This is a genomic window from Bacteroides sp. AM44-19 (assembly GCF_003603395.1).
GTDB classification, from domain to species: Bacteria; Bacteroidota; Bacteroidia; order Bacteroidales; family Bacteroidaceae; genus Bacteroides; species Bacteroides uniformis.
On the sequence record NZ_QTNB01000005.1, the window covers coordinates 17,981 to 30,257 of the forward strand.

At 52.1% G+C, this 12,277-nt stretch carries 10 protein-coding genes; 8 read left to right on the plus strand and 2 right to left on the minus strand.

The genetic code is table 11. The annotated features are described in order from the left end of the window. Positions 1–39 precede the first annotated feature (39 nt). The 8 genes from DW947_RS09410 (at position 40) to DW947_RS09450 (ending at position 9,603) form a co-directional block, all read left to right on the plus strand. Positions 40–2,061 (plus strand): LruC domain-containing protein, encoded by a 2,022-nt coding sequence (locus DW947_RS09410; RefSeq protein WP_117963129.1) that lies wholly within the window; start codon positions 40–42, stop codon positions 2,059–2,061. Between the two features lie 146 nt (positions 2,062–2,207). Next, complete coding sequence (locus DW947_RS09420; protein ID WP_117963131.1) at positions 2,208–2,687, plus strand: hypothetical protein; 480 nt, start codon at positions 2,208–2,210, stop codon at positions 2,685–2,687. Beyond that, positions 2,684–4,918 (plus strand): adenosylmethionine--8-amino-7-oxononanoate transaminase, encoded by a 2,235-nt coding sequence (gene bioA / locus DW947_RS09425; RefSeq protein WP_117963133.1) that lies wholly within the window; start codon positions 2,684–2,686, stop codon positions 4,916–4,918. The genes DW947_RS09420 and bioA overlap by 4 nt, the downstream gene beginning before the upstream one ends. A gap of 34 nt (positions 4,919–4,952) precedes the next feature. Continuing rightward, positions 4,953–6,104 carry an 8-amino-7-oxononanoate synthase gene (locus DW947_RS09430; RefSeq protein WP_035448731.1) on the plus strand — a complete coding sequence of 384 codons (1,152 nt, stop codon included), beginning with the start codon at positions 4,953–4,955 and terminating at the stop codon, positions 6,102–6,104. A 28-nt stretch (positions 6,105–6,132) separates the two neighbouring features. Next, entirely contained in the window at positions 6,133–6,918 is a 786-nt protein-coding gene (locus DW947_RS09435) for a pimeloyl-ACP methyl esterase BioG family protein (protein ID WP_016274411.1), read from the plus strand. Between the two features lie 17 nt (positions 6,919–6,935). Then, on the plus strand, positions 6,936–7,754 hold the full coding sequence (bioC, locus tag DW947_RS09440) for a malonyl-ACP O-methyltransferase BioC (RefSeq protein ID WP_016274410.1): 819 nt from the start codon (positions 6,936–6,938) through the stop codon (positions 7,752–7,754). Beyond that, the gene (gene bioD / locus DW947_RS09445; protein WP_117963135.1) at positions 7,754–8,401 is read left to right on the plus strand and encodes a dethiobiotin synthase; all 648 of its coding nucleotides are present in this window, start codon (positions 7,754–7,756) and stop codon (positions 8,399–8,401) included. The genes bioC and bioD overlap by 1 nt, the downstream gene beginning before the upstream one ends. A 29-nt stretch (positions 8,402–8,430) precedes the next feature. Continuing rightward, positions 8,431–9,603 (plus strand): glycosyltransferase, encoded by a 1,173-nt coding sequence (locus DW947_RS09450; protein ID WP_022400571.1) that lies wholly within the window; start codon positions 8,431–8,433, stop codon positions 9,601–9,603. 5 nt (positions 9,604–9,608) lie between these two features. Here DW947_RS09450 and DW947_RS09455 read toward each other — a convergent pair whose 3' ends face one another. Both DW947_RS09455 and DW947_RS09460 read right to left on the minus strand, forming a co-directional pair. After that, positions 9,609–10,853: an ABC transporter permease gene (locus DW947_RS09455; RefSeq protein ID WP_016274407.1), complete on the minus strand. Its 1,245-nt coding sequence runs from the start codon at positions 10,851–10,853 to the stop codon at positions 9,609–9,611. A gap of 108 nt (positions 10,854–10,961) precedes the next feature. Further along, entirely contained in the window at positions 10,962–12,161 is a 1,200-nt protein-coding gene (locus tag DW947_RS09460; RefSeq protein WP_008664735.1) for a pyridoxal phosphate-dependent aminotransferase, read from the minus strand. Positions 12,162–12,277: the final 116 nt, after the last annotated feature.

Here is a 12,277-nt window from a genome sequence, read left to right on the forward strand (position 1 = left end):
CATAAGACAAACAAGCAAGCAATCTACAACAATAAAAATATGAAAGTTAGACTTATGACGAAAGTTAGTGCTGCAACCCTCATTTCAGCAATTGCCTGCAGCATATTCACGGGATGTACCGAAAAAGACCTATACAATCCCGAACGTGGAAAAACAGAACTAAAGCCGGAGAGCGAATACTTTGACTTTGCAACAACAGCCCAGGTAGCTTTTGACGTGAATTATGGAAAAATCGCAGGAGGCGCATTAATAGAGGTGTTTACAGAAGACCCCATCACCTATCAGACAAACAACCTCTACTCCATCAACGGCGAAGCGGTTTTTAAAATCTTTGCAGATGCAGACGGACGCTTCACCGGCAACGTAGAACTGCCCAAAGCGACAGAAAAGGTATATATCATCTCACAAAGTTGGGGAGCCCCCATGTATGTGGAAGCGGATGTGGAAAACGGCAAAGTGGTGGTAGATATGACCGAGGACAATGCCAACACTCGCTCAGCTGCCATGACACGTGCAAAATCCAACCTGACTATCGACCTAAAGGACAGGAAGGAACGGGTATACTCCATCGTTGGATGGAGACAAGCTCACGGTGAGATTACTGATAATAATGACATTGTAACTAAGGGAAATTTCAACAACGGAACTTTAAAGCAGTTGCAACGCACGCTGTGGAAAGGCCATGACAGCAAACCCAACAATCTGGACAACAGAGATTTGGTGAGAGACACAAAGCACGTGAACACCACCATTGCCCAAGCATATATCAACAACCAGGGACAACACGTAACGATTACCGATGCAGAACTGTATCTGACCTTCCTGACCGAACGTGCCGGTTACCTGACTTCCATCGGCTATTATTACTACAAGACCAATGAAGTTCCCAACAGCCCTGACAAGGTAGACAAATTCATTATCATTCCCAATGCATCCATTGCAGGGGACGACCCATATACCAAACGGTTTGGAGGTGGTAACAAATATTCCCTATATGACGCTCCCATAGAAAAGAATACAAAAATACAACTTCTGTATCGAGACGAAAACGGTAACGTCTCCACCAAATTCCCGGCAGGATATACCATAGGATATTTCATCATCCCCGATGGATATACCCCCTATGAAGGTATCGACTACTCTATAAATTATATATATTCCAATAAAGAATGGAACAAGATATATGCAGACCAACAAGCCCGCTTTATCTCCCTCTCCGCCAGCAACGGCACGGTAGTCTATGGAGTAGAAGATGGCAATGATACCAGCTACGAAGACATACTGTTCTGTATCGATGCTAACCCCAATGAAGCCATTCAAGACCCGGACCGCCCGGTCATAGACCCGGAAGAGCCTACGGTGACGAGCTCTGAAACAACCTACCGCACGTATGCCTACGAAGACATCTGGCCCAATGGCGGTGACTATGACTTGAACGACGTGATTATCGAACACAAACGGGCCATTTCATTCAACAGCAACAATTATGTGCTGAAGGTGGAAGACACCTTTGTACCCGTACAGAAAAGTGGTGCCGCCACATACTTCAACGCATTTGCCGTGCAATATGTGGCCAGCCAGCGAGGCAGCATAGAACTGCCTGCCGGAGCAGTCGATGAAACAGAGACCTCTTCTGTCATCCTATTCCCCGATGCAAAGTCTGTGCAGGGCAACGAATTTACCGTAACCCGTACATTTGCAGACAACACATTGCCTAAGAAGAATCTGGAAACCGACTTGAATCCGTTCATCATTGCCCAGTATACAGCCGGAGCCGACAACCGGACAGAAGTGCATCTGCCCAAGAAGAAAGCGACCGGCAAAGCCAACGCAGAGCAAATCGGAGCCAAAGACGATGCCTACTACATCAACAAGGACGGCAAATATCCATTCGCCATCATGCTGCCAGCCACAACCGGCACGGAAGGCCCCATCCGGTTCACTCCGGCAAAGGAAACCGTACGCATCGACCTGGAGTATCCCGATTTCGCCAAATGGGTAGAGTCCAATGGTGCCACCAATAATGACTGGTATCTCTACTACCAGTCGTCCAAAGAGTGAAATCCTACGACATTGCTTAAAGAAGAGCCGCGCAAATGCAACTATTGCGCGGCTTTTTCATGCATGACCATTACCGTTATGAAATTATTTTTTCTACATTTGCATCCGCTAAAAGGAAACAAAACCGCATCAGGCTGAAAAAAAACATGAGGAATACATCACCCGCCGCACCTACCATCCGCTTCCGCCGCTGGAGCAGAAAAGCCTACGCTGCATTTGCCAGCATAGGACGGTGTGTCACCATCGGTTGCCTGCGCAAAAGCGTGGCAGACAGCTCTCTGTCCAAACAGAAGACTGCGGGAACCGCCGGACATGCCGGATGCGGGGAAGAGAGTACCTGGAAAGGAGAAACGGAAGGAAGGGAAACCGACACCGGCATTCCGCTGGGTAGCAGCAGCGCCCTGACAAGTATCCTCACGGAGCCGGGAACGAACCGGCACATTCTTTTTGAAACACAATTCATCCGCCCCTGCGGGAATACGGGCGGACAAGACACATATAGCCTGAAACAAAAGAGAACAAGAGGTACGGATTACCGGAAGCCATGCAGCAGAATGACGAGCTGCACCGCCCCGGCAATCCGTACCTCTGTCTTTATCCATGAACATAACCCAAGAAAGATATGACCCTACAGAAATTAAAGGAACAAGTGCTGCGCGGCAGCCACATCAGTAAGGAAGAAGCCGAATGGCTGGCTGTGCAACCCGACAAGGAAGCGCTATACGAAGCTGCCCACGAGATAACCCGGGGCCTGGCCTCGGAGGAGTTTGACATGTGCTCCATCATTAATGCCAAGTCCGGACGATGCCCGGAAAACTGCAAGTGGTGTGCACAGTCGTCGCACTACAAAACCCAGGCAGACGTGTACGACCTGGTGGACAAAGAAGAATGCCTGCGGCATGCCCGGCATAATGAAGCCCAGGGCGTGGCACGTTTCTCGCTGGTGACCAGTGGACGGAAGCCCTCCTCCAGAAACATGGAGAAACTGTGCGAAGCCGCCCGGCACATGCGCCGGCACTCGTCCATCCAGTTGTGCGCATCACTGGGACTGCTCAACGAAGACGAAATGCGGGCACTGCACGACGCAGGCATCACCCGCTATCACTGCAACCTGGAGACAGCCCCCTCCTACTTTCCCCAACTGTGCAGCACGCACACGCAGGAAGAGAAGCTGCGCACCCTGCAAGCCGCCCGCAATGTAGGCATGGACATCTGCAGCGGCGGCATCATCGGCATGGGCGAGAGCATGGAGCAACGCATCGAATTCGCCTTCACACTGCGCGAGCTGGAAGTACAGTCCATCCCCATCAACCTCCTGAGCCCCATCCCCGGCACACCGCTGGAACGGCAGGCACCACTCAGCGAGGAGGAAATACTGACCACCATCGCCCTCTTCCGCTTCATCAACCCGACAGCTTTCCTCCGCTTTGCCGGAGGACGCTCGCAACTGAGCAAGGAGGCCGTAAAGCAAGCGCTACACATCGGCATCAACTCCGCCATCGTGGGCGACCTGCTGACAACGCTCGGCTCGAAAGTGTCGGAAGACAAGGTACTGATAGAAGATGCCGGATACCGGTTCTGCGGCTCGCAGTTCGACAGAGAGCACCTATGGCACCCCTATACCTCCACCACCAACCCGCTACCGGTGTATAAGGTGAAGCATGCCGAAGGCGCCACCATCACCCTGGAAAGCGGAGAAACACTCGTAGAGGGAATGTCGTCGTGGTGGTGCGCCGTCCACGGGTACAACCACCCTACGCTGAACCGGGCGGCAGAGAAACAGCTGGGCAAGATGTCGCATGTGATGTTCGGAGGGCTGACACACGACCCTGCCATTGAACTGGGCCAGTTGCTGCTACCGCTTGTCCCGCCGTCCATGCAGAAGATATTCTATGCCGACTCGGGCTCGGTGGCAGTAGAGGTAGCCTTGAAAATGGCCGTGCAGTACTGGTATGGCAAGGGAAAGGCGAAGAAGAACAATTTTGTGACTATCCGTTCGGGCTATCACGGGGATACATGGAATGCCATGTCTGTCTGCGACCCGGTGACGGGCATGCATTCGCTGTTCGGGGCATCATTGCCGGTGCGCTATTTCGTGCCGCAGCCGCGCTCGCGCTTCCACGGCGAATGGGATGAACGGGATACGGTGGAACTGCGGAAACTGGTAGAGGAGCATCACGAGGAACTGGCAGCGCTTATCCTCGAACCTGTGGTGCAGGGCGCTGGCGGCATGTGGTTCTACCACCCCCAGTACCTGCGCGAAGCGGCACAGATATGCAAGGAACATGGCCTGCTGCTGATATTCGATGAGATAGCCACGGGCTTCGGACGGACGGGAAAACTCTTTGCCTGGGAGCACGCGGGTGTAGAACCGGACATCATGTGCATAGGAAAGGCCATAACGGGCGGATACATGACGTTGTCTGCCGTACTGACGACGAATGAAGTGGCGGATACCATCTCCAACCATACACCGGAGGTGTTTATGCACGGACCCACCTTTATGGGGAATCCACTGGCATGCGCCGTGGCATGCGCTTCGGTGAAGCTGCTGACCTCGCCCGAATACGACTGGCAAGGCAAGGTGACTCGCATCAGCCGGCAACTGCAAGAAGAGCTTGAACCGGCACGCCGATTACCGCAAGTGACGGATGTACGTGTGCTGGGAGCCATCGGGGTGATTGAGACAAAAGAACCCGTAGACATGGCGTGGATGCAAAAACGCTTCGTTGAGGAGGGAATCTGGGTACGCCCGTTCGGAAGATTGGTATACCTGATGCCTCCGTTCATTATAGAGCCGGAACAGTTGAGGAAGCTGACGGGAGGGTTGATGAAAATTATACAGGAAATGAATTGAGAGGATAAAGGGAAAATTATTATATCAAGAATTTATGAACGTAACTAACTATATGCAGCAAGAGCTGCAAACATTGAAAGAACACAGCAACCTGCGCCGCCTGCCGCAACTGACACACGAGGGACGCACGGTTGTAGCCGATGGCCGGCATATGCTGAACCTTTCGTCCAACGACTATCTGGGTCTGGCTGCCGACCGCCAGCTAAAGGAAGAATTCCTGCAGACACTGACACCGGACACCTTCCTGCCGACTTCCTCCTCCTCCCGCCTGCTGACGGGGAACTTCGGAATTTACGAAGAGCTGGAGACGGAACTCGCCACACTTTTCGGCACAGAGACAGCACTGGTGCTCAATAGCGGCTATCATGCCAATATGGGGATTCTACCCGCCGTGAGCGATGCACAAACCCTGATACTGGCAGACAAGCTGGTGCATGCCAGCATCATCGACGGCATCCGCCTATCCACCGCACGCTGCATCCGCTTCCGCCACAACGACCTGGTACAACTGGAACGCCTGCTGGAACAACACCATGCAACATTCCGGCAATTGATTATCGTCACAGAAAGCATCTTCAGCATGGACGGTGACCAAGCCGACCTCACGGCATTGGTGCGTTTGAAAAAAAGATACTCCAACGTACTGCTCTATGTGGACGAAGCCCATGCATTCGGCGTAAGGGGACCGCGCGGTCTGGGCTGCGCCGAAGAAACCGGATGCATCCGGGATATAGATTTCCTCGTGGGCACCTTCGGCAAGGCAGCGGCGTCTGCCGGCGCATACATCGCCTGCTGCCGGACGATACGCGAGTATCTCGTCAACCGGATGCGAACCCTCATCTTCACCACGGCATTGCCTCCGACAAGTATTGCCTGGACACTGTTTATCGTACGGAAACTTGCCAGAATGCAGGACCACCGCGAGCATCTGGCAAGAATCAGCCGGACACTGCGCGAAGCATTACAAGCCAAGGGGTACGGATGCCCCAGCGCAAGCCATATCGTCCCACTGATTATCGGCCCCAGTGCCGACACCGTGCTGTGTGCAGAGCTGCTGCAGAGGCATGGGTTCTATGCACTGCCGGTGCGCCCGCCCACGGTGCCCGAAGGGACATCACGTATCCGCTTCTCGCTGACAGCGGACATTACAGAACAAGAGATAGAAGAAATAATTAAATATATATAGTATAAGAAAATTCATCACATATATTATTATGAAACAAGTTTACATCATCAAAAAAAATAATCCCAAGCTGCTACTGTTCTTCGCAGGATGGGCAGCCGACGAAACACCCTTTAAACAATATTGCCCCCAAGGCATGGACTACATGATTTGCTATGACTACCGCACGCTCGATTTCGATACCTCCATCCTGGAGCAATACCGGCAAGTGAACGTAGTGGCATGGTCCATGGGCGTATGGGCAGCTCCCATCGCACTGGCTTCCGTGCCCAAGGAGAAACTGCTGCTTATAGCTTTCAATGGTACCATTACCCCTATCGGTGACACAGATGGAATTCCCGAAAAGACCTTCCGAGACACCTTGAGCGGACTGACTCCCGCCTCGCTCCAGAAGTTCATGCGCCGCATGTGCAAAGACAGCAATGCCTACAAAGCCTTCCTTGCCATCACTCCCCGCCGGGACTTCAACGAAATTAAGGAAGAGCTGGAACTCATTGAGAAAAAATACACCCAAATGAGAGGGATAACCATCGATGAAAACGGCAATTATATCTACTCCAATGATGACGAGATGGATGCCTATGTAAACGATAAATACCAATACATCGATTATGACTACGCTTTCATAGGCGTCAACGACCGCATCTTCCCTTTAGAAAATATGAAACTAAATTTCGATTACATGTTCGATGACGACAAACTGATTGTTGCAGACTGCGCCCACTATGACGAACCAATGTTCCGCTTCTTGCTGCAAGACATGTGGTCGATGCCCATTGACGATTTTCTAAGCCATCTGAGAGAACTGGATACATAACAAAAGGATTGAAAAAAATGACAGATACCCCTACACACCCCATAGACAAAGAACTTGTAGCAAAACGCTTCTCCTACTCGCGAAGCACCTACGACCGCGAAGCCAGCGTGCAACGGCAAGTAGCCGAAAAAATGATGCGCCTACTGACCGATGCCCTGCTTTCCGCAGGCATACCCCGTCCGCAACTTCCTACACACTTCCGCCACATCGTAGAGCTTGGTTGCGGAACGGGCAGCTACTCGCGCATGTTGCTGAACACCTTGCAACCGGAAACGCTGTTGCTGAACGACCTCTGCCGGGATATGGAGGAATGCGTCAGGGAGCTATGCACTACGCGCACTCCCCGCGTCAGCTTCTTGCCGGGTGATGCCGAAGCTCTCGACTTCCCCAGAGAAACCGACCTGATAACCTCGTGCTCCACCCTGCAATGGTTCAACGACCCAGGTGCTTTCCTCACCCGCTGCCACCAAGCACTGGTGGCAGACGGCCTGCTTGCCTTCAGCACCTTCGGCACCACAAACATGCACGAAATACGCCAACTGACGGGGCATGGGCTGGACTATCTCTCCGTTGAGGAGCTGCAAGCCCTGCTGTCTCCCCACTTCGATATTCTCCATGCCGAGGAAGAGGTAGTAACCCTGCCCTTCCCCACCCCTCAGGCAGTGCTGAAGCATCTGAAGCAAACCGGAGTGACGGGAACGGAAAAAAGGATATGGACGCGCAGCCGCCTGCAATCCTTCTGCAAAGAATACACAACCCGGTTCAGTGATGCCGCAGGCAACGTAAACCTGACCTATCACCCCATTTATATCATCGCACGAAAAAAAACAAAATAATGGAAACAAAAAACATCTACTTCATCAGCGGCATTGATACAGATGCCGGAAAAAGCTATTGCACCGCCTGGTACGCCCGTGAGCTTATGCAACGCGGCCTGCGCGTCATCACCCAAAAATTCATCCAGACCGGCAACACCGGTCATTCCGAGGACATCGACCTGCACCGCCGCCTCACCGGAACCGGCTACCTGCCGGAAGACAAAGAGGGGCTGACCATGCCCGAGATATTCTCCTATCCCTGCTCTCCCCACCTCGCCGCCCGCATAGACAAGCGCCCGATAGACTTCGGAAAAATAGAGCGTGCCACCAGGGAACTTTCCCATCGCTATGATACCGTGCTCGTAGAAGGCGCCGGCGGTCTGATGGTTCCCCTTACCGAAGATTTCCTGACGATAGACTACATTGCGGAGAAGCAGTACCCGCTTATCTTTGTCACCTCCGGAAAGCTGGGCAGCATCAACCACACCCTGCTGAGCTTCGAAGCCATCAAGAACCGGGACATCGCGCTCGATACGGTACTCTACAACCTCTATCCCACGGTAGAGGACAAGACTATCCAGGAAGACACGATGAAATACATCAAGCAGTATTTGTTCAAGCACTTTCCCGGAACAAAGTTTGAGGTAGTGCCGGAAATTGTGTAAATTTGCAGCACATAAACGTCCTACTGCACATGGAAGCATTTACATTAGATTCAACTGAAATTATCGTACTCGCTACGGCGGGTGGTCTGTTCCTTATTCAAATTATCTACTACCTCTGTCTCTACAACCGTATTCATGCGCGCAGCCGTGCCGTGAAGCAGGGAGACACGCACTTCACCCAGGAACTGCCCCCCATATCCGTCATCATCTGCGCCCGCGAGGAATCCGAGAATCTGCGCCGCAACCTGGGCGCCGTGCTGGAGCAGGACTATCCCCAATTTGAAGTCATCGTCATTAACGACGGCAACACCGATGAGAGCGAGGATTACCTGACCATCCTCGAGGAGAAATATCCCCATCTCTACCACAGCTTCGTGCCCGATTCCTCCCGCTACATCAGCCGCAAGAAGCTGGCCGTGACGCTTGGAATCAAGGCCAGCAAATATGAATGGCTGGTGTTTACCAATGCCAACTGCATGCCCCAAAGCAACCAATGGCTGCGACTGATGGCACGCAACTTCACATCACGTACCCAAGTGGTGCTGGGATACAGCGGCTACGAACGCGGCAAAGGCTGGCTGCACAAACGGGCGGCATTCGACAATCTGTTCACTTCCATGCGCTATCTGGGATTTGCCCTGGCAGGCAGCCCCTACATGGGTATCGGGCGTAACCTGGCCTACCGGAAGGAACTCTTCTACCAACAGAAAGGATTCTCCGCACACCTCAACCTGCAACGGGGAGACGACGATTTGTTCATCAACCACGTGGCTACCCCGGAGAACACGCGGGTGGAAACGGATGCCAATGCCATTGTGCGCATGCAGCCGCTTCTGCGTGCCAAGGACTGGAAAGAAGAGAAAATAGGCTACGCCTCCACAGCACGGCTGTATCATGGAATGCAACGCTGGCTGGCCGGTTTTGAGACCTTGACCCGCCTGGCATTCCACGCATCCTGGATAGCCGCGATGGTCATCGGCATTCTGCACTTCCACTGGCTGGCAGCAGGCGTCGCTTTCCTTTTGTTCCTGCTCCGTTTCACCATGCAGGCCGTCATCGTGAACAAGACCGCCCGCGACCTGGAAGAACAGCGCAGATATTACTTCACACTACCGGCTTTCGACCTATTGCAGCCGATACAGTCTTTGCGTTGGAAATGGTACTGTCTGTTCCGCAAGAAAAGCGGTTTTCTGAGAAAGTGACTCTCTTATTCGTAACGGATGGAAGTTGCCGGATGGATGCGTGTAATCAAGAATGAAGGGGCCAGCAACATCAGGACCGAAGCCAGCAATGTGCCGGCATTCAGCAGCAGGAACAGCCAGATATTGAAAGATACCGGAACAGTAGCCATGTAATAGGTTTCAGGGTCGAGCTTGAACAAGCCAAACCAGCGCTGCACGAAATAGAATGCAAGGCCGATTATGTTCCCCCAAAGCATGCCTTTCCCGATGAGGAAGACCGAAAACCAAAGGAAGACTTTACGGATGGTAAAGTTATTGGCTCCCAAAGACTTCAGCACACCTATCATGGAGGTACGCTCTATGATGATAATCAGCAGGCCGGATACCATGGTGAACCCCGCCACTCCAATCATCAGAATGAGAATGACCCAGATGTTGACATCCAAGATGCCCAGCCAGGCAAAGATTTGGGGATTGAGCTGCTCTACATTGCGGACGCAATACTCAGCACCATAGCGGTCGGGATTCTCGTCCGTATCGACAGCTATCTCATAGGTGGTTTCTTCCAGCTTGTCATAATCGCGTATTTCCAGCTCCACACCGCTCACCTGGTCCGGCTCCCAGTTGTTCAGGCGATTCACCAGGTAGAGGTCGGTAAGCAGGAATAGGTTGTCGTATTCGGAGAAGTTGGTTTGGTAGATACCTACAATCTTTAGGCGGCGGGCACGCACATCGTCCTGGATGAAGTAGGTGTCTATCTTGTCACCGAGTTTCAATTGCAGCTTGTTGGCAAGAGACTTTGAGATGACTACGCGGTTGGACGAAGCGGAATCGCTGAATTGCGGAAACTCCCCCTCCAGCAGATGGCGGTGGAAGAAGGTGCTATCATACTCCTGCCCCACACCTTTCAGCACCATTCCCTGAAAAGCATCGGCGGTCTTTATCATCCCCGGCTTGGTGGAGTAGCGTTGTACATGCTTCACTTCGGGATAATCGGAAAGCGCAGCCATCATGCTGTCGCCCACCACCACTGGGCGCGTCTCATAAGAGCGTGCAGCATCCAGGTTGCCTATCTGGATATGGGCACCGAAACCTACGATTTTATCCCTTACCTCGCTCTTGAAGCCGACAATGACGGACACGGCAATAATCATCACCGCCAGTCCGAGAGCAATGCCCACCATGGCAATAAGGACAGCCGGACGGGAAACTTGCTTGCCCGGCTCCGAGTTGCGATAAATGCGCAACGCTATAAAGCGAGATAAGTTCATGGGTCATTATTTTTTAGGCGCAGATTACACGGAAGATTTGAAACAAACGTCTTTATCTTAAGTTTTCCGTGTAATCCGCGTAATCCGCGCCTAATGAATTATTTCATTTTATTCGGTTCGTCCTGGATAGGCTTCCAATGCTTTTTGCAGAACAAACAAGGCGCGGTTCAAGTCGTCTTTCTTCAGTACGTATGCGATACGCACTTCGTTGCGACCGGAACCCGGCGTAGTATAGAATCCGGACGCAGGCGCCATGAATACCGTCTGTCCCTCGTATTCGAACTCCGACAGACACCAGGCACAGAACTTGTCCGAATCATCTACCGGAAGCTTTGCCACCGTATAGAATGCTCCCATCGGGATGGGCGAATATACGCCCGGTATACGGTTCAATCCGTCAATCAAGCATTTACGGCGTTCTACATATTCATCGTATGTGTCGCGCAGATAATCCTCATCGGCATCCAGCGATGCTTCTGCGGCAATCTGGCCTATCAACGGAGGACTGAGACGCGCCTGGCAGAACTTCATGACAGCATCCCGGATTTCCTTGTTCTTCGTTATCAGGGCACCGATGCGGATGCCGCACTCCGAATAGCGCTTGGACACGGAATCAATCAGCACCACATTGTTCTCAATGCCCTCCAGATGGCAGGCAGAGATATAGGGAGAACCCGTATAAATAAATTCACGGTACACCTCGTCCGAGAAGAGGAACAAATCGTACTTCTTCACAAGGTCGCGAATCTGGTTCATTTCACGGCGTGTATAGAGGTAACCCGTAGGATTGTTGGGATTGCAAATCAAAATAGCACGCGTGCGCTCGTTAATCAACTCCTCGAACTTCTCTACCTTGGGCAACGAGAAACCCTCTTCGATGGTCGTGGCAATGGTGCGTATCTTGGCTCCGGCAGAGATGGCAAACGCCATATAATTGGCATAGGCCGGCTCGGGAACAATGATTTCATCCCCCGGATTGAGGCAAGCCAGGAAAGAGAACAACACCGCCTCCGAGCCGCCGGAAGTGATGATGATGTCGTCTGCAGTCAGATTGATATTGTACTTTGCATAGTAACCCACCAACTTCTCGCGGTAACTGCGATATCCCGCACTGGGACTGTATTCCAGAACTTTCCGGTCGATGTTCCGTATCGCTTCAATCGCGACTTCCGGAGTAGGCAGGTCGGGTTGACCGATGTTCAGGTGAAATACATGTATACCCCTCTGCTTGGCAGCATCTGCCAGAGGAGCCAGTTTTCTGATAGGAGATGCGGGCATCTCCATTCCGCGAATAGATATTGTTGGCATGAGGTTTATTTACTATTTGACGATTTATGATTTACTATTTAATAGAGTATTTATAGGTGATATTGCTATCACTTTATCATTAAAGTTGCAAATGTAGCGAATTATTTGAAACCAAA